This window comes from Agromyces zhanjiangensis (assembly GCF_040496055.1).
Classification (GTDB): domain Bacteria; phylum Actinomycetota; class Actinomycetes; order Actinomycetales; family Microbacteriaceae; genus Agromyces; species Agromyces zhanjiangensis.
Genome location: NZ_JBEPKB010000001.1, coordinates 512,814 through 529,486 on the forward strand (window position 1 = coordinate 512,814; position 16,673 = coordinate 529,486).

Sequence of the window (16,673 nt, forward strand, 5' to 3'; positions counted from 1 at the left end):
GGTGTCTCGTCTCGGGGGTCGGGTGTCGGGCGGTGGCGGCCGGGGCCGGCTTCCCGACCCGGCCCCGGGCCACCCGTCAGTCGACGGTGTAGGTGCCCTCGGCGAGGTCCCAGTTCGAGCCGTTGAAGACCTGCACGCCGATCTCGCTGAACGCGTAGGGGTAGTCCGGCGCCGTGGTGACGGCGACGGGCGCGAGGTCGAGCTCGAGGCCGTCGAACGAGGTCGCCGCGTCGAGGAGCGCCTCGCGCGTGCAGCCCTCCATCTGCTGGAGCGCGGCCTCGAGCAGCTGCGCCGTCTGGTAGCCGGCGGCCGCCGGAGCGGACAGCGCGTTCACCTCGTCGGGGTGGGCGGCGGCGAAGTCGGTCCAGGCGTCGAAGCCCGGGTCGCCGGCGAGCGACGGATCGGTGATGTCCTTCGTGTAGGCGATCGACACGACGCCGTCCGCCGCGCCCTCGCCCGCGGGCTTGAGGAAGAACGTCGCGTCGGCGGCGGGGGCGTTGATCACGGTCGTCGCATCCCACCCGAGCTCGAGCTTCTTCTTCAGGGACTGCGTCGCGAACGCGCCGACGGCCCAGTCCAGGAAGAGGTCGGCGCCGGATGCCGCGAGGCTCGTGACCTGGCTGTCGACCGAGGCGCTCGCGAGTTCGTACGATTCGGCCGCGACGATCTCGATGCCGGTCCCCTCGAACGCCGCCTCGAACCCGGCACGGATGCTCTCGCCGAAGTCGTCGTTCTGGTAGAGGATCGCGGCGGTCGAGCCGGGGTGGTTCTCGACGAGGTACTCGGCGAGCGCCTGGACCTCGAACCCGTACTGCGGCATGAAGCCCGTCGTCCACGGATCGCCCTCGTGCAGGGCGAGGATCGCGTCGCTGCCGGTGCCGACGAAGAGGTTCGGCACGCCCTCCTCCTCCACGTAGGGCGCGACGCTGATGGCGGCACCGGTACCGAGCACGCCGGCCAGGGCGAACACCTCGTCCTGCTCGACGAGCGTGCGGACGTTCGCCGCGGTCTTCGCGGGGTCGTAGCCGTCGTCGATGACGGTCACGGTCACGTCCCGAGTCGACCCGTCGGCGAACTCCAGTCCGCCGTCGGCGTTGACGTCGTCGAAGTAGGCCTTCAGCGCCTGGCCGATGGCGCCGTACGCCGCGGCCGGCCCGGAGAGCGGGATGCTGTTGCCGATCCGCACCTCGGTGTCGGTGAACCCCGGGCTGCACGCCTCGGCGACGGGTTCGGCGGTGTCGTCCGCGGCGTCGCGGCCGGCGCATCCCGACAGGGCGAGTGCGGTGACCGCGATGCCGGCGACGGCGGCGGGCAGGAGGCGGATGCGTCTGGTGCTGGGTGCGATGGACATGGTTCCTCCTCGGAACGTGGGTTGCTGGACGTGTCGGGTGCATGGTGGGGGCCGCGCAGCGCAGGGTGCGCGGTGGTGCGGGCCGGGCGGTCGGTGGTGCCGCCCGGCCGGATCGGCTCAGTCGGGTGGGGCGATCGCGACGTCGCGGTCGTCGTCCCGTTCGAGCACGAAGTAGTAGCTGCGGCCCGCGTCAGCGGTGCCGCGACCGGTCATGACGCCGAGCACGGCGTCGGGCGAGAGTCGGACGAACAGGTCGATGATCGGCTGCCCGTCGTAGGCCATCGCGGCCGTGACGACGCCGTCGTGCGCCATCCGTCTGAGGCTCGCGCCGCCCTTGGCCAGCGCGGGGTCGGCCACCAGGTCGCCGGCGTCCGTCTCGCGGACGATGGGGGCGACGTCGTCGTCGGAGCGGAAGAGCTTGCCGTACCACCGGCTGCGCGTCAGCAGGCGGTGCGCGGCGTGACCCGTGCTGAGGCCCGTTCCTCGCCAGAGTCCGCGCAGGTCTGCCGGTTCGACGGCCGGGAGCGATCGCCACAGGGCGGGGAGGTCGCTCTCCGGGACCCGACCGGAGAGCAGCCGGACGAGCAGGTCGCACGGCGAGCGAGGCGGGGTCGTCCGCCGATCCACCTCGCCGTCGGCGTCGGCGCGCGACATCCGAAGCACCGGCTTGATCGAGCGCCCGCTGCGCGCGGCGCCGACCGCGGCGTCGACGTCGGCGAACTCGTAGGGCGAGATCAGCTGCTCGACGGGCAGGCGCCCGGCCCGCCACATCGCCCCGAGCATGGGGAGGTCGCGAGCGATGTCGGCGTCGCCCTCAATGACGCCCGTGATCGTGCGACCCCAGAGCAGCTTCGACTGCGAGATCGAGACCCGGTTCGACCCCGGCTTGAGCGCGACGGTCGCGCAGGTGCCGCGTGCCGCGAGTGCGCCGAGCGCGGCGTCGACCGAGTCCTGCGAGCCGACCGTGTCGAGCGCGGCCTCGAACTGCGGGCGACCCCGGAGCGCCGCGGCGAGCGCGTCGGGTGCGTGCGCCTCGGTCGCGCCGAGCTCGAGCGCGAGCTCCCGACGGGCGGGGATCGGGTCGCTCACGACGATCCGGGCGAGCCCGCGATGCCGCGCCGCCATGACCGCTGCGAGCCCGGTGGTGCCCGCCCCGAGGACGAGGAGCGAGTCCACCGGACCCGGGCGGAGCACGTTCAGGATGGCGCCGGCTCCGGTCAGCACACCGCAGCCGAGCGTTGCGGCGACCGCCCACGGCACGTCCTCGCCGATCGCGACCGCGCTCGAGGCGCGGACGACCACGTGGGTCGACCAGGCCGACTGGCCCATCCAGCCCGCGGTGACGGGCTCCCCCGCCGCGGCGAAGTCGACCGGCGCGCCCTGGTTGAGGGCCGCGAACCGCTCGCAGTAGGCGGGATGGCCATCGAGGCAGGCCGGGCACTCGCGGCACGAGGCGAATCCGAGCGCCACGCGGTCGCCGGGCCGGAGCGTCTCGACGCTCGCACCGACCGCCTCGACGACCCCGGCGCCCTCGTGCCCGAACACCGCGGGGAAACGGTCGCCGGCGCCGCCGTCGATGCCGAACATGTCGGTCGGGCACACGCCCGAGGCCATCACCCGGACGAGGATCTCCTCGTCGCCCGGCGCTCGGAGGGTCACGTCCGAGAGCGTGACGGATCCGCCGCGCTCGCGGACGAGCGCGGCCACTGCCGCGGTCATGGCCCTAGACCTGCGCGGGCTCTCGGTCTGCGGCGCGCAGCGCGACCTTGTTCACCTTGCCGCCGGCGTTGCGCGGCAGGACCTCCATGACCACGACGTGCTTGGGCTGCTTGAACCGGGCGAGCTTGTCGGCGAGGAACGCGCCGAGCGCCTCGACGGTGAGCTCGGTCTCGGGAACGAGCACGACCGCCGCGACCGGGACTTCGCCCCAGCGCTCGTCGGCCCGCCCGTAGACGGCGACGTCGGCGACGTTCGGGTGGGAGGCGAGCACGTTCTCGACCTCGGCGCAGTAGACGTTCTCGCCGCCCGAGATGATCATGTCCTTCTTGCGGTCGACGACCCAGACGAAGCCCTCCTCGTCCTGGCGGACGAGGTCGCCCGAGTGGAACCAGCCGCCCTCGAACGCCTCCGCGGTCTCGTGGGGCTTCCGCCAGTAGCCCTTCATCATGGTCGGCCCGCGGTAGATGATCTCGCCGACCTGGCCCGGGGCGACGTCGTTCATCTCGTCGTCGACGACGCGGGTCTGGATGGTCGGGATCGGCTTGCCGACCGAGCCGAGCTTGCGCAGCGAGTCGGGCCCGCGGAGCACGCACGTGATGGGCGACATCTCGGTCTGGCCGAAGACCGCCGTGTTGAGGGCGTTCGGGAAGGTCTCCTCCATCTGGCGGAGCAGCGTGTCGCTCGCGGGCGCGGCACCCCAGCTGATGATGCGGAGGGCGAGGTCGCGATCCTTGATGCCGGGCAGCGCGCAGATCGCCTGCCACTGCTGCGGCACGTTGAAGACGATGGTCGCGCGCTCCTTCTCCCATGCGTCGACGATCGCGGCGGGGTCGAACGCCCCGAGCGGGTGGATGATCGTCGGAATGCCGATGATGAAGTTCGGCGCGATCGAGCCGAGGCCGGCGATGTGGAACAGCGGTGCGGTCATGAACGCGATGTCGGACTCGTCGACGACGCCGTTCGCGCGGATGCAGGTGATCGCCTGGGCGTAGAGGTTGATGTGGTCGAGCATCGCGCCCTTGGGGCGGCCGGTCGTGCCCGACGTGTACATGATGAGCGCCGTGGCATCCTCGGGGATGTCGGGCGCCTGGAACCCGTCGAGGTCCTCGGCGATGAGGTCCTCCAGCGCCTCCTGCCCCTCGCCGGCCTGGGTGCCGAGCACGATCACGCGCTCGACGCGCGAGGTGAACTGCCCGACGACGCCCACGAGCGGTGCGAGCGGCGCGTCGACGACGATCACCGAGGCGTCGGCGTCGTCGACGATGTACGCGATCTCGGGCGGGGTGAGCCGGATGTTGATCGGCACCGCGATCGCGCCGAGCGTGTTGACCGCGAAGACCGTCTCGACGACCTCGGGGCTGTTCAGCGTCAGCATCAGCACCCGGTCGCCCTCGGCGACCCCGCGGCGGCGGAGCGCGGCGGCGAGGTGCGTCACGCGGTCGTGGACCTGCGACCAGCTCCAGTCCCGGCCCAGGTAGCGGAAGGCGAGGGCGTCGGGCTGGTTCGACGCGTGGATCGCGACCTGGTTCATCCAGTGGTTGCGACGTGCCGACCGCGGGATGACGGGGGCTTCGGTGCTCATGCGGGGTTCCCTTTCGTACTTCGCTGTACCGCCGTCGGGTTCGGGCCCGATGGCTCAGGTGATGCCAGTATGCCTCGCCGCGAGCCGCTTGTCACGGATTTTGTTAATTTCAATTCACACCGCTTGTGAACACCGATTCACGCCGACCTCTTGCCCCGCCTGCGCTAGCCTGTGGGGATGGGCACGATGGGGGCGCCGACCGCGGACGCAGGGGTCCGCCGGGTCAGGCCGAAAGACCGGCGCCAGCAGATCGCCATGGCCGCCGCCACCCTCTTCTCCGAGCGCGGGTTCCACCAGGTCAGCCTCGGCGAGGTCGCCTCGGCCGTGGGCATCTCCGCCCCGGCGCTGTACCGGCACTTCCCGAACAAGTACGCGTTGTTCCTCGACGCGGCGCAGCGGCTCGCGCGCGGCCTCGTCGAGGCGACGGACGACCTCGTCGCGGCGCACGCCGACGATCCCGATGACCCTGCGACGGCGCGTACCGCCTACGACGAGATCGTCTCGGCGATCGTCGAGACGACCATCGACAACCGGCTGACGGGCGGGCTCTACCGCTGGGAGGGCCGCTACCTCGAGCCAGACGATCGGCGCCGGCTCCAGGACGAGTTCGCCGAGCTCGCGGGCCGCGTGCGGCGGCCGCTCGAGCGCATGCGCCCGGGCCTGCCCGACGACGATGCGCGCCTGCTCGCGGCCGCCGCGCTCAGCGTCGTCGCGAGCATCACGTCCCACCACGTGAGCATGGGGCGTCGCGCCCTCGCCGACCTCCTGCTGGCCTGCGCCGACGATGTCGCCGCGACGGAGCTGCCGCGGCCCGCTGCCGGCGCCGAGACGGATGCCCCCGGCATCCCGAGCGCGTCCAAGCGCGAGCTCATCGTCCGCGAGGCACTCGCCCTCTTCCACCGCGACGGCTACCACGACACGGGCATCGAGGACATCAGCGCCGCGGTCGGCCTCACGCCCTCCGGCTTCTACCGCTACTTCGAGAGCAAGTCCGAGCTCCTGCTCGAGGCGTGCGTCCGCGCGGCCGAGCGGCTGAACGCGACGACCGCCGACGCCCTCGAGGGCGCGGCATCACCCGACGAGGCGCTGCACCGGCTCGTCGACGCCTACGTCGCCCACAGCTTCACGCATCGCGAGCTGATGAGCGTCTACTTCTCCGATGTCGGCGCGCTCCCCGACGCCGAGCAGGAGCGACTGCGCAGCATCCAGCGCCGACACGTCGACGAGTGGGTCTCGCTGCTGCGCACGTCGCGGCCCGACCTCTCTGGGAGCGCGGCCCGGGTGCGCGTGCACGCGGGGCTCAACGTCGTCGTCGACGTCGGGCGGATCGTCCACTTCGAGAACTCGCCGTCGACGCGGGCGCGGGTCGCGGCCCTCGTCAGGGCCGCCCTCGGCGTGCGCGGGCGACCGGCCGCCTGACCTCGCTCGGCGCGCCCACCGGGGCGTGCTCGACGCGCACCACGGACGTGCGCCGACGCGACCACCCGTCGGGGGCGACCGCGCCGGCGCGGCGTCGCCGGGTCAGCGCTTCGCGCCGCCCTTGGCGTGCAGCATGTGGAGCATCCGCTCCGCCAGGTGCATGTCCTTCTCGGACCGGTCCATGGTGAGCAGGTCGATGAACGCCTTGCTCTTCTGGACGGCGATCGACTTGGCGACGCTGAACTCGCGCAGCCCGTCGGCGCCGTGGATCCGGCCGAAGCCCGACTCGCCGCGGCCGCCGAAGGGCAGCCCCGGGATGCCGCCGAAGCCGAGCACCGAGTCGATGCTCACGGCGCCGCAGCGCAGCCGCTCGGCGATCTCGAGCCCGGCGGCATGGTCCTTGGTGAACACCGACGCGGAGAGGCCGTACTCGCTCGCGTTCGCCTTGGCGACGGCCTCGTCGACATCGGCCACGCGGTCGACCACGAGCACCGGCCCGAAGGTCTCCCGCTGCACGACCGCGCAGTCGTCGGGCACGCCGGTGAGGATCACCGGGCCGACGTAGCCGTCCTTCACGGAGTCCGCCCCGCCGAGGACGGCGGTCGCGCCGCGCTCGAGGGCGCCGGCGATCTGCGACGAGATCACCTCCGACTGGCGCGCGAGGGTCATCGGCCCGTAGCTGGCGGATGCCTCGGGGCCGGGCTTCAGGCGAGCGGCCGACGCCACGAGCTTCTCCATGAACGCGTCGTACACCGGCGCCTCGACGTACACGCGCTCGACGCCGGCGCAGGTCTGGCCGGCATTGCCCATGCCGCCGAACACGGCGAAGCCGACGGCCGCGTCGAGGTCGGCCTGCCGGGTGACGATCATGGCGTCCTTGCCGCCGGCCTCGACCACGATCGGGGTGAGGTTCCGGGCGGCGGCGGCCATGACCTTGCGGGCGGTGCCGGGCGACCCCGTGAAGGCGACCTTGTCGACGGCGGACGACGCGAGCGCCTCGCCCGTCGCCCCATCGCCGACCACGACCTGCAGCACGGGCCGGTCGGGGGCGACGCGGTTCCATGCCTCCTCGATCCACTTGGCGGTGGCGGGGGTGAGCTCGCTCGGCTTGAACACGACGGCGTTGCCGGCCGAGAGCGCGTAGCCGATGGACCCCATGGGCGTGTAGAACGGGTAGTTCCACGGGCCGATGACGCCGACGACGCCGAACGGCTCGTAGCCCACGCTCGCGGACTGGTTGTAGTTCGCGAGGCCCGCCGCCACCTTGCGGCGGCGGAGCACCTTCCGGGCGTTCTTCGACGCCCAGTCGAGGTGCGTGAGGGTGAGCACGACCTCGAGCAGCGCGTCATCCGGTGTCTTGCCCGTCTCGCGGGAGATCACGTCGGCGAGGTCGCGGGCGTTCGCAGCGATCTCGGCCTTCCAGGCCTGGAGCACCTTGAGGCGGCCGTCGAAGCCGCGGTCGCGCCACCACGGCGCGACGACGGCGGCGGCGGCGACGGCGCGATCGACGTCGGCCGGGCCCGCGACCGGGTAGGTCGCGATGGCCGAGCCGTCGCGCGGGTCGGTGGTGGTGAGTTGCGTGGCGGTGGGCCCGTCGGCGATGAGTGTCACGGCCGTCCCTTCGTCGTTGAATGAACCGAACCAAGAAGTGAATCTTGATTCACACTACGCCGAGGTGGTCCTCGGCACAAGGTCGAGATGGCCGGATGCCACCTCGAGCAGCTGCGGCACGCCCGCCTCGAGCCTCGGCGCGAAGCTCGTGTCGTCGGGGCGCTCGCCCGCCCGCCAGCGCGTGTAGATCGCCTCGCTGAAGACGGCGGACTTCCAGAGCGCGAGGGCCTGGTACCAGGCCAGTGCGCTCGTGTCGGCCCCCGTCAGGCGCGCGTAGCGCTCGACGAGGCCGTCGCGATCGGGGAACCCCTCGAGTCGGGTCACGGGCGAGAGCTCCATGGTGGTCGCGGGCGACCCCGGCTCGCTCCACGTGGCGGCGAGGTAGCCGAGGTCGGCCAGCGGGTCGCCGAGCGTCGACATCTCCCAGTCGAGCACCGCGCCGACCACGGGCTCCGCCGCGGGGGCGAACATGAGGTTGCCGAGCCGGAAGTCGCCGTGCACGAGCGCCGGGCGAACCGTCGCGGGCAGCGAGGCGGCGAGCCTGTCGGCGACCTCGTCGACGAGCGGCAGCTCGCGTCGCGAGACCGTGCTCCACAATCCCCGGAATCGCGACACCTGCCGTTCGAGGTAGCCGTCGGGCCGGCCGAACCCGCTGAGCGGGCCGGTCGTGACGTCGATCGCGTGCAGCCGGGCGAGCGCCTCGACGGCCGCGTCGGCCATCCGCGCGCGCTGCTCGGGGTCGTCGAACCGTTCGGGCACGTCGTCGGTGACGACGTCGCCCTGGAGGTGGCCCATGACGTAGAACGGCACGCCCAGCACCGCGGGGTCCTCGCACGTCGTCAGGATCTCGGCGACCGGGTAGCCCTCGGCGTGCAGCAGCCGCTGGATGCGTGCCTCGCGCAGCATGTCGTGCGCCGACGGCGGCAGCGGCGGCCGCGGTCCCCGTCGGAGCACCACCTCGGCGCCGCCGCGGCGCAGCAGGAACGTCACGTTCGACTGCCCGTCCCCGATGCGCGCCCACTCGATCGGACCCTCGCCGATGCCGTGCTCGTCGAGGTGGCGAGCGATCCCATCGAGCACGAGCAGTGGCGGCGAGACCAGGGCGGATGCCTCGGCCCCCGTCGCGACGACGTCCCGCCAGTCGGGCTCCGACGACAGGTGCGGGCCGGCGCCGATCTCCGACTCGGTCTCGGGCGCCTGCTCGGTCTTACGCGCCCGCTCGGTCTCGTGCACGCTCATCGGTTGCTCACCCTTCCGAACAGTCCCGCGATGGGTGCCAGCACGAGTGGTCGCGCGGCGACCCACGCGGCGGCGATGACGAGGAGCGACACCGCGAAGACGGCGAAGCCGACCCAGTCCACGGCGTCCTGGCCGCCGTACATGTGGTTGAGGTTGCGCAGCGCCCCCGTCGCGAGCACGAGCGCGACGTGCGCGACGACGAACGCGATGAAGTACAGCATCACCGGGAAGTGGATCACGCGGGCGAGCTCGACCGGGTAGATGCGGCTCAGCGCCGTCGCGCGTGCGGGCCAGAGCCCCGACATCCGCACGCCCGTGATCACCGCGAGCGGCGCCGCGACGAACACCGTCGCGAAGTACGCCAGCTGCTGCAGGCCGTTGTAGTGCACCCAGCCGTTCTCGGTCGGCCAATCCAGCGACGCGTACTGCAGCCCGGCCGAGATCGCGTTCGGGACGACCGCCCAACTCGTCGGCACGATCCGCATCCACTGCCCGGTCGCGAACAGCAGCACCGCGAACACGACCCCGTTGACGAGCCAGAGCAGGTCGAGGGACTGGTGGAACCAGAGGTTCAGGCCGATCTTGCGCGCCGGGTTCCAGCGCGGCGTCCAGTAGGCGGCGGGTCGCCGCTCGCGGCGGACCTGCCAGCCCGACCGCACGATCAGCACCATGAGGAACACGTTGAAGAAGTGCTGCCAGGCGAGCCACGCCGGGAACCCGACGGGCGCGCCCTCCGGCATCGGCGCCTCGCCCGGGTACGCGATGAGGAACTCCTGCACGCCGTCGAGCGTGCGCAGCCAGCGGGCGACGAGCACGACTGCGGCGGCGCCGAGGACGAGGCCCACGGCGGCGAGCGCCCGGCGGACGGACACGCGGGTCGAGGCGGATGCCTCGGGTGCCGGCGCGCCGTCCACCTGCGCCTCGACGGCCGCACGGTCGAGGCCGGCGATCGCGGTGTGCGCCTCGGCCGTCACGGGGGCGGATGCCTCGACCGCCGATTCGGGCGCGCCCGCGACGGGCGCGAAGCCCGCGGGCGGCCACGACGCACCACCCGGTCGGCGCGGGAGGCCGCGGCGGACCGGGCGTCCGTGGAGCGCGGCGGCGGCATCGGCGGGCGGCACCCCATCGATGCCCGGAGCGACGATCGGATCGGTCGGTCGTCCCACGATGCCGGTCCCGACCGCCGCGGGCGCGGCATCCGCCATCGGCCCTGCCTGCGCCGACACCGTCACCGTCGCCGTCGCCCCGGCATCCGCGGGGGCGAACCCCGAAGGGGGCCACGGCTCGCCGCCCCGGCGACGGGGCAGGCCTCGCCGTACCGGTGGCCGCGTCATGGTCACGAGCGGACCGTCCGCGTCTCGAGCGCCGTGATCAGCTGCGGCACGACCCGGAACACGTCGCCGACGATGCCGAAGTCGGCGATCTCGAAGATCGGTGCGTCGGCGTCGGTGTTGATCGCGACGATGGTCCTCGCGGTCTGCATGCCCGCGCGATGCTGGATCGCCCCCGAGATGCCGAGCGCGACGTAGAGCTGCGGCGAGACCGAGACGCCGGTCTGGCCCACCTGCTGGCTCTGCGGCACGAAGCCCGCGTCGACGGCCGCACGCGAGGCGCCGACGGCGGCGCCGAGCGCATCGGCGAGCTCCTCGACGAGTGCGAAGCGCTCCTCCGAGCCGAGGCCGCGCCCGCCCGAGACGACCCTCGCCGCGCCGCGCAGCTCGGGACGACCGGTCTCGGCGACGCGCGCCTCGACGGACTCCACGGTCGCCGCGCGGCGGCCGGACGCCGCCACGGCGAGCGGCTCGGACCGCGGCGGCTGCGCCTCGGCCCGCACGTCGACGGCGCCGACGCGGACCGTGATGACGAGCGGCCCGAACGTGGCCGCCGAGACGACGTCGTAGGCGCCGCCGTAGACCGAGTGGTGGGCGACGACGCCCTCGTCGTCGCGCGAGATCGCGACCGCGTCGACCGCGAGTCCGACCCGGGTCCGGGCCGCGAAGCGTGCGGCGACCTCGCGACCCTCGATCGAGTGCGACACGAGCACGGCGTCGGGGCGGATGAGCTCCGCGGCCGCGACGAGCGCGTCGACCGCGGGGACGGTGAGCTGCGACGGGCCATCGGGACGCGCGACGAGCACGCGCGTCGCGCCGAGGCGGCACGCGGCATCCGTCACCTCGTCGCCGCGCTCCGGCGGGGCGACCACGACCGCGACCGGAACGCCGACACCGGCCGCGGCGCCGAGGAGGCCGGCCGCGCTCGGCGCGAGTCCGCCATCGATGGTCGTGTCGAGCAGGACGAGGATCGGTGCGTCGCGACGCTCGTTCGCCCGGGCCTCCATCAGCCGACCCCGTTTTCGACGAGCCGGTGCTCGACCAGGAAGGCCGCGAGCCGCTCGCCCGCGTCGCCCTCGTCGGTGATCTTCGTCCCGCCCGACCGGGGCGGTCGCTCCGAGATCGCGATCATGATCGATCGTGCGGTCGCGGCATCCGCTGCGTCGAGGTTGAGGTCGGCGAGCGAGAGCGTCTCGAGGGGCTTCTTCTTCGCCGCCATGATGCCCTTGAAGTTCGCGAAGCGCGGGTCGGGCAGGCGCTCGGTGATCGAGATCACGGCGGGCAGTCCGGCCGTCACGCGCGCGGTGCCGCCGTCGGTCGCGCGAACCCCCGAGACCGCGCCGTCGGCGATCTCGACGGACTCGAGCCGGGTCGCCTGCGGCACGTCGAGGAACTCGGCGACCATGGCCGGTACGACGCCGCCGGAGCCGTCGGTCGACTGGTCGCCCGCGACGACCAGGTCGAAGCCGACGTGGCGCGCCGCGGCCGCGAGGACCTCGGCGGTGAGCACGAGGTCGGCGCCGAGGAGCGCCTCGTCGAGGACGTGCACGGCGCGGGCCGCGCCCATGGCGAGCGCCTTGCGCAGTGAGGCGGCCGCGGGCTCGGCGCCCATCGTCATGACGACGACCTCGGTGCCGGGGTGCTCGTCGGCGTGGCGCAGGGCGACCTCGAGGGCGCGCTCGCCGATCTCGTCGACGACCCGCTCGCTCGCGTCGCGGTCGGCGAGGCCGGTCTCGAGGTCGAGCCGCCGGTCGGCGTAGGTGTCGGGGACGTCCTTCACCAGGACGAGGATCCTCATCGTCGATCGCTCCTTCGCGGATCTTGCCGGCCGGAGCCGGATCACTACGCAGCATTCTGTGCAACGTTCGAAGAACAGTCAAGTCTGACTTTTTTGGGAGCGAAGTCCGCCGGATGAGCCGTCCGATGGGTGCCCCACGGGGCGGATGACCCGGCTCATCCTGCTTTCGCACCGGCACCTGCAGCATGCGGCCCGCCCAGTGCACCCCGTCGCGGCCGCGGCGCCCTCCGCGCGCCGGGCGCCGCCGGCTCAGTCCTCGAGCAGCTGCTCGCGCGCGAGCGCGCGCCAGAGCCCGAGGTTCGGCTCGCTCGCCGGGTCGGCGCCCGTGATCGCGTAGGTCATCGCCGTGCCGCGCATGCTCGTGACGAGCAGCTCCATGAGCGGCGCGAACGCCGGGCGGGCCGACAGTTCCGTACCGAAGAGCCGCTGCTGGATCTCCAGCAGGATGCCGCCCATCCGTCGCTCGGTCGGCAGCAGCGCCTCCCGGAGCCCCTCGTCGTGCCGCGCGGCGAGCCACAGCTCGAGCGAGGCGAGGTAGACCGGCTGCCCGTTCGACGCCCACATCGCCGCGATCGCGGCGTCGATGCGCGCTCCGGGCTCATCGGGGAGGTCGATGTCGACCAGCAGCTCGTCGAGCCGCGCCGCAGCGAGGTGGTGGACCGCGGCGACCAGCAGCTCGGTGCGCGACCGGAAGTGGTGCAGCAGCCGGCCGCGCGAGACGCCGGCGCGCTCCTGGACGCGAACGGTCGTCGCCGCGGCGTAGCCCTCCTCGGCGAGCACCTGCACCGCCGCATCGAGGATCGCCGCCTGCGTGCGGACCGCCCGCTCCTGCACGGGACGCCGGGCGGCCCCGGTCGCTTCCTCCGACATCGCCCTCCCCCGGCCCTCCCCCGCGCGTGCGTCGACGCACGCGCCGCAGCCTAACGGACCGCCTACGCGATGAGGAACCGCGCGATCAGCCCGTCGCGCAGGTCGAAGGTGAAGACGCCGGGGCCGTTGTAGCCCTCGCCGGTCACGGTGAGCGTGACGAGGAACTGCCCCGGCATCCGTCCCGCCCTGATGCCGTGCACGTCGAAGTGCGACCGCTTGCCGATGTTGTCGGTCTCGTTCCAGCTCGCGACGCCGTCGCGGCCGTGGAACTCGCGCCCCCAGTCGTTGAGGTAGGCGTCCTCGGTGAACGCGGCGACGAACCCCTCGGAGTCGCCCGCGTTCGTGGTGTCGACGAACGCCCGGATGGCGTCGGGCATGGCGGTGTCGGACATGGGGCCACGATACGACCGGATGCCGCGCGCCGCAGCCCGCGCCGGGCGCGCGTCCGCGCCACCGCCTCGCCCGCATTGCGTTCCCAGGGAAGCCGAACGAGACTCTGTCCATGGGTTCACCCGAGAGCACGTCGCGCGAGGACAACGAGCAGCGCAGCGTCGACGAGGTCATCGACCGTCTGGCGAAGAAGTTCCCCCAGCTCGATCGCGAGGAGATCCGGCGCATCGTCGACGAGGAGCACCACGCGTTCGACGGCCGGCCGGTGCGGGACTTCGTCCCGGTGCTGGTCGAGAAGGGCGCGAAGCGCCGCATCAAGCGAGGGCTCGACGCGGCCTGACGCACCGCGCGGCGTGCCGGCGGCACCCGGCGAGTCGCCGCGACGTGGAACGACCGCGGCCGCGGCATCCGTCTCGGGACGCCGCGGCCGCAGCCGGTTCGGGCCTGGCAGGGAGGCTCAGCTCGGCGCGTTCACCGTCGTCGTGCTGAAGTTGGTGCCGCCGCCACCGGGCTTGTAGTTCTTCTCGATGTTGCCGGCCGCATCGACGGAGACCACTTGACCTTCGTACCCGCGGGCACCGTGATCGTCTCCCCGCCTTCGCGGACGCCCGCGGAGGCGTACAGCGTCGAGGCGAACGTCGGCTTCGACCCGTCGACGGTGTAGAACACCGACGCCGGCTCCGACGTCTCGAAGACGATGTCGACCATGCCCGCCTCGGCGCTCGCCGAGACGACCACCGAGCTCGACGGCCGCTGCGAATCGGTCTGGAAGTCGTACGCCACGCGCATGAGCTCGACCAGGCCGTTGGCGAATTCCTGCGACTCGGCGTGCGCCGACGCGCCCATCGGGTTCTCGTTCTCGAACGGCGGCTGGAACTGCGTCCCGACCTCGAAGTTCCAGGCGTAGATCCCGTACTTGTACGAGAGCATGTCACCGGAGTTGCCGGCAGGCCACGACGTCGGTGGCCGCTGGCAGACTCGGACCATGAGCGGATCCATCGGCACGCCGGGTGGCACGCCTGAGCGACCGGCCCTGTTCTTCTCCGGCCCCGCCGAGTTCCGAGCGTGGCTGGAGGCCAACCACGAGACCGAGACCGAACTCTGGATGGGCCTCTACAAGAAGGGCGCCCCCGAGCGTGGGCTCACCTGGGAGGAGGCCGTGCCCGAGGCGCTCTGCTTCGGCTGGATCGACTCGGTGTCGCAGCGCATCGACGAGGTCGCGAGGCGCCAGCGCTGGACCCCGCGCAAGCCGAAGAGCAACTGGTCGGCCGTGAACATCGCGCACGTCGAGCGCCTGACGGCCGAGGGCCGCATGCGGCCGGCGGGCGTCGCGGCGTATGAACGCCGCAGCGACGACCGGTCGGCGATCTACTCGTTCGAGAACCTCGAGCAGGCACTGCCGCCTGAGTTCACGCGCGTGCTCGAGGCGGATGCTGCGGCATCCGCGTTCTGGGAGGCCGCGACGCCGAGCTACCGCAAGCTGGTCGTGCACTGGGTGGTGTCGGCCAAGCGGCAGACGACGCGCGAACGACGGATGTCGCAGCTCGTCGAGCACAGCGCGGCCGGGCAGCTCGTGCCGTTCCAGCAGTACGGCGACACACCGAAGTGGGTCGAGCGCGCTGCGGCGGCGGCTCGGGCGGCGGCCGACGCGAACGGCCACGCGCCCGAGTCACCCTGAGACCTGAGCGGCCCCTCAGCCGGTCGGACCCTGCCCGATGCTCAGCCAGCCGTCGGGTCCCTGATCCACGCGGTCAGCCGCGGCCGCCGAGCCCGGGCCCGCGGCATCCCGCATCGACTGCATCTGCCGGTCGATCTCGGCCTGCGCCGTGATCGCCGCGAGCTGCCGCTCGATGTCGGCGTCGGGCGCCGCGGTGAGGTCCTTCAGGACGCCGCTCGAGAGCAGCTCGTCGGTCGCCGCGGCGCGGGCCTGCATCTGCGCGACGCGGTCGCGCGCGCGATCGAGGCTCGTGCCGATGTCGTCGATGTTGGCGCTGAGCCCCGCGACCGCCTCGTTCGCGCGGACCTGCGCGGCCGACGCGGTGTAGGTGGCCTTGATGGTCTCCTTCTCGACCCGGAACGCGGCGATCTGGTCGGTGAGCCGGCGCTCGCGCTCCTGGAGCTGCGATGCCTGCTTCTCGAGCGAGGTGTACTGCGCCTGCAGCTTCGCGACCTCTCCCTCGAGCAGCGCGCGACGCTCGAGCGCGGCGCGCGCGAGGTCCTCGTGGCCCTGCGTCAGCGCGTCGCGGGCCTGTACGCCCAGCCGCTGGTAGCGCCCGCCCATCTCCTGGCCCTGCAGTTCGATGCGCTTCTTCGCGGTCGCGACCTCGGCGACCGCGCGCCGCACCTCGTGCAGCAGCTTGACCTGCTGGTCGTAGCTGTCGTCGAGGGTGTCGCGCGGGTCCTCGATCCGGTCGAGGGCCTTGGTGGTCTTGCTCCGGAAGATGGTGCGCATGCGGGAGGTGTTGTCGCTCATGGTCGGTTCCCCTTGTCTCGAACGGGTGAGCTGTCGTGCACGGTCGCGGGGTCGCGGACCGTCGAGGTGGTGGGCCGCAGGGTCGGGTCGGCCGCGATGTCGCGGAGGCTCAGCGCGTGGAGCTCCTCGACGCCCGCGCGGAGCGCGGCGACCTCGCGGTCGACGTCGGCGCGGAGGCCCGTGAGGCCGTCGTCGCTCGACCCGGCGAGGGCGGATGCCACGGCCGAGCGGATGCGTCGGACGAGCGCCTCGACCTGGCCGACCCGTTCCTCGGCGGCCGGAAGCTCCGAGGTCAGCACCGACCGGTCGATCTCGCTCTCCATCAGGCGCAGCTGCGCATCGAGCGACACGCCTTCCTCGCGGATGCGCCGGAAGATGCCCGGGAGCTCGCCGCGCGGACCGGGGCCGGTCGCGGCGAGGTCGACCGCCGCCTGGCCGCTCGCGAGCGCGTCGTCGAGCCGCACCCGGAGGTCGAGGATGGTGCGCTGCGGGCCGCGGCTCACCCTGGCCCGCCCGCGCATGAGCGCGCCGTCGACCCGGCGGCTGTAGCGGATGCGGCGGTAGACGTGCCGCACGATGAGCACGACCGCCACGAAGCTCGCGATCCCGAGGAGCACGATGACACCGAGCGCCGCCAGCACCACCTCGAGCCCGGTCATGTCCGGCTCCCCCGCCGGCTCGCGCGGAACCCTCCGCGCCCATCCGAATCCATGCGCCGCCCCTCCCCGTCGCGTCGTCGCTGCGGTCGTCGCGCCGACGACGCGATATAACGTGTCTTGACGCGATATATCGCAATCTACGCCAGGTCGGCCGGAAACGGCAGGGGGGCGTGCGAATTCGCAGGGCGCGCGCAGGACGTGGGGCTTCCGGAGTGCTCGCGTTGCGCGCCG

16 protein-coding genes are annotated in these 16,673 nt (G+C 72.8%); 3 read left to right on the forward strand and 13 right to left on the reverse strand.

The window, feature by feature from the left end; all coding sequences use genetic code 11:
- Nucleotides 1-76: 76 nt before the first annotated feature.
- From ABME02_RS02445 to ABME02_RS02455, 3 genes are all read right to left on the reverse strand, one after another.
- Nucleotides 77-1,351, reverse strand: a complete 1,275-nt coding sequence (locus ABME02_RS02445) for an ABC transporter substrate-binding protein (protein ID WP_353813682.1) — start codon at nucleotides 1,349-1,351, stop codon at nucleotides 77-79.
- A 117-nt stretch (nucleotides 1,352-1,468) separates the two neighbouring features.
- A complete protein-coding gene (locus tag ABME02_RS02450) occupies nucleotides 1,469-3,070 on the reverse strand; it encodes an alcohol dehydrogenase catalytic domain-containing protein (RefSeq protein ID WP_353813683.1) in 1,602 nt (533 codons plus the stop codon).
- 4 nt (nucleotides 3,071-3,074) lie between these two features.
- Nucleotides 3,075-4,652 carry a long-chain-fatty-acid--CoA ligase gene (locus tag ABME02_RS02455; protein WP_353813684.1) on the reverse strand — a complete coding sequence of 526 codons (1,578 nt, stop codon included), beginning with the start codon at nucleotides 4,650-4,652 and terminating at the stop codon, nucleotides 3,075-3,077.
- A gap of 255 nt (nucleotides 4,653-4,907) precedes the next feature.
- Here ABME02_RS02455 and ABME02_RS02460 point away from each other — a divergent pair, with 255 nt between their 5' ends.
- Nucleotides 4,908-6,071: a TetR/AcrR family transcriptional regulator gene (locus ABME02_RS02460; RefSeq protein WP_353813685.1), complete on the forward strand. Its 1,164-nt coding sequence runs from the start codon at nucleotides 4,908-4,910 to the stop codon at nucleotides 6,069-6,071.
- Between the two features lie 102 nt (nucleotides 6,072-6,173).
- Here ABME02_RS02460 and ABME02_RS02465 read toward each other — a convergent pair whose 3' ends face one another.
- The 7 genes from ABME02_RS02465 to ABME02_RS02495 all read right to left on the reverse strand — a co-directional run bounded on the left by ABME02_RS02465 (nucleotide 6,174) and on the right by ABME02_RS02495 (nucleotide 13,312).
- Nucleotides 6,174-7,682 carry an aldehyde dehydrogenase family protein gene (locus ABME02_RS02465; protein ID WP_353813686.1) on the reverse strand — a complete coding sequence of 503 codons (1,509 nt, stop codon included), beginning with the start codon at nucleotides 7,680-7,682 and terminating at the stop codon, nucleotides 6,174-6,176.
- A gap of 54 nt (nucleotides 7,683-7,736) precedes the next feature.
- On the reverse strand, nucleotides 7,737-8,921 hold the full coding sequence (locus tag ABME02_RS02470) for a phosphotransferase family protein (RefSeq protein ID WP_353813687.1): 1,185 nt from the start codon (nucleotides 8,919-8,921) through the stop codon (nucleotides 7,737-7,739).
- Entirely contained in the window at nucleotides 8,918-10,126 is a 1,209-nt protein-coding gene (locus ABME02_RS02475; protein ID WP_353813688.1) for a cytochrome b/b6 domain-containing protein, read from the reverse strand. Before ABME02_RS02475 ends, ABME02_RS02470 begins: the two co-directional genes overlap by 4 nt.
- A gap of 131 nt (nucleotides 10,127-10,257) precedes the next feature.
- Nucleotides 10,258-11,259: an electron transfer flavoprotein subunit alpha/FixB family protein gene (locus ABME02_RS02480; protein WP_353813689.1), complete on the reverse strand. Its 1,002-nt coding sequence runs from the start codon at nucleotides 11,257-11,259 to the stop codon at nucleotides 10,258-10,260.
- Nucleotides 11,259-12,050 (reverse strand): electron transfer flavoprotein subunit beta/FixA family protein, encoded by a 792-nt coding sequence (locus ABME02_RS02485; RefSeq protein ID WP_353813690.1) that lies wholly within the window; start codon nucleotides 12,048-12,050, stop codon nucleotides 11,259-11,261. The genes ABME02_RS02480 and ABME02_RS02485 overlap by 1 nt, the downstream gene beginning before the upstream one ends.
- A gap of 249 nt (nucleotides 12,051-12,299) precedes the next feature.
- Entirely contained in the window at nucleotides 12,300-12,920 is a 621-nt protein-coding gene (locus ABME02_RS02490) for a TetR family transcriptional regulator (protein ID WP_353813691.1), read from the reverse strand.
- Nucleotides 12,921-12,982: 62 nt separating this feature from the next.
- Entirely contained in the window at nucleotides 12,983-13,312 is a 330-nt protein-coding gene (locus ABME02_RS02495) for a nuclear transport factor 2 family protein (protein ID WP_353813692.1), read from the reverse strand.
- A gap of 110 nt (nucleotides 13,313-13,422) precedes the next feature.
- On the opposite strand from ABME02_RS02495, the gene ABME02_RS02500 reads away from it, so the two are divergent.
- Nucleotides 13,423-13,650, forward strand: a complete 228-nt coding sequence (locus ABME02_RS02500; protein ID WP_353813693.1) for a three-helix bundle dimerization domain-containing protein — start codon at nucleotides 13,423-13,425, stop codon at nucleotides 13,648-13,650.
- Nucleotides 13,651-13,781: 131 nt separating this feature from the next.
- Here the strand turns inward: ABME02_RS02500 and ABME02_RS02505 are convergent, their stop codons facing one another.
- Nucleotides 13,782-14,297 carry a chitobiase/beta-hexosaminidase C-terminal domain-containing protein gene (locus ABME02_RS02505; RefSeq protein ID WP_353813694.1) on the reverse strand — a complete coding sequence of 172 codons (516 nt, stop codon included), beginning with the start codon at nucleotides 14,295-14,297 and terminating at the stop codon, nucleotides 13,782-13,784.
- Between ABME02_RS02505 and ABME02_RS02510 the strand changes: the two genes are divergently transcribed.
- The gene (locus ABME02_RS02510; protein ID WP_353813695.1) at nucleotides 14,296-14,988 is read left to right on the forward strand and encodes a YdeI/OmpD-associated family protein; all 693 of its coding nucleotides are present in this window, start codon (nucleotides 14,296-14,298) and stop codon (nucleotides 14,986-14,988) included. The two genes, ABME02_RS02505 and ABME02_RS02510, sit on opposite strands and share 2 nt — an antisense overlap.
- 15 nt (nucleotides 14,989-15,003) lie before the next feature.
- On the opposite strand, the gene ABME02_RS02515 is transcribed toward ABME02_RS02510, so the two are convergent.
- Nucleotides 15,004-15,783 carry a PspA/IM30 family protein gene (locus tag ABME02_RS02515; protein WP_353813696.1) on the reverse strand — a complete coding sequence of 260 codons (780 nt, stop codon included), beginning with the start codon at nucleotides 15,781-15,783 and terminating at the stop codon, nucleotides 15,004-15,006.
- Nucleotides 15,780-16,442: a hypothetical protein gene (locus ABME02_RS02520; protein WP_353813697.1), complete on the reverse strand. Its 663-nt coding sequence runs from the start codon at nucleotides 16,440-16,442 to the stop codon at nucleotides 15,780-15,782. Before ABME02_RS02520 ends, ABME02_RS02515 begins: the two co-directional genes overlap by 4 nt.
- Nucleotides 16,443-16,673: the final 231 nt, after the last annotated feature.

Bases quoted from the DNA above. Each gene is read 5' to 3' on its own strand.
- ABME02_RS02445 (WP_353813682.1), bottom strand. From the start codon at position 1,351: ATGTCCATCGCACCCAGCACCAGACGCATCCGCCTCCTGCCCGCCGCC.
- ABME02_RS02450 (WP_353813683.1), bottom strand. From the start codon at position 3,070: ATGACCGCGGCAGTGGCCGCGCTCGTCCGCGAGCGCGGCGGATCCGTC.
- ABME02_RS02455 (WP_353813684.1), bottom strand. From the start codon at position 4,652: ATGAGCACCGAAGCCCCCGTCATCCCGCGGTCGGCACGTCGCAACCAC.
- ABME02_RS02460 (WP_353813685.1), top strand. From the start codon at position 4,908: ATGGCCGCCGCCACCCTCTTCTCCGAGCGCGGGTTCCACCAGGTCAGC.
- ABME02_RS02470 (WP_353813687.1), bottom strand. From the start codon at position 8,921: ATGAGCGTGCACGAGACCGAGCGGGCGCGTAAGACCGAGCAGGCGCCC.
- ABME02_RS02475 (WP_353813688.1), bottom strand. From the start codon at position 10,126: ATGGCGGATGCCGCGCCCGCGGCGGTCGGGACCGGCATCGTGGGACGA.
- ABME02_RS02480 (WP_353813689.1), bottom strand. From the start codon at position 11,259: ATGGAGGCCCGGGCGAACGAGCGTCGCGACGCACCGATCCTCGTCCTG.
- ABME02_RS02485 (WP_353813690.1), bottom strand. From the start codon at position 12,050: ATGAGGATCCTCGTCCTGGTGAAGGACGTCCCCGACACCTACGCCGAC.
- ABME02_RS02490 (WP_353813691.1), bottom strand. From the start codon at position 12,920: ATGTCGGAGGAAGCGACCGGGGCCGCCCGGCGTCCCGTGCAGGAGCGG.
- ABME02_RS02495 (WP_353813692.1), bottom strand. From the start codon at position 13,312: ATGTCCGACACCGCCATGCCCGACGCCATCCGGGCGTTCGTCGACACC.
- ABME02_RS02500 (WP_353813693.1), top strand. From the start codon at position 13,423: ATGGGTTCACCCGAGAGCACGTCGCGCGAGGACAACGAGCAGCGCAGC.
- ABME02_RS02510 (WP_353813695.1), top strand. From the start codon at position 14,296: ATGAGCGGATCCATCGGCACGCCGGGTGGCACGCCTGAGCGACCGGCC.
- ABME02_RS02505 (WP_353813694.1), bottom strand. From the start codon at position 14,297: ATGGTCCGAGTCTGCCAGCGGCCACCGACGTCGTGGCCTGCCGGCAAC.
- ABME02_RS02515 (WP_353813696.1), bottom strand. From the start codon at position 15,783: ATGAGCGACAACACCTCCCGCATGCGCACCATCTTCCGGAGCAAGACC.
- ABME02_RS02520 (WP_353813697.1), bottom strand. From the start codon at position 16,442: ATGACCGGGCTCGAGGTGGTGCTGGCGGCGCTCGGTGTCATCGTGCTC.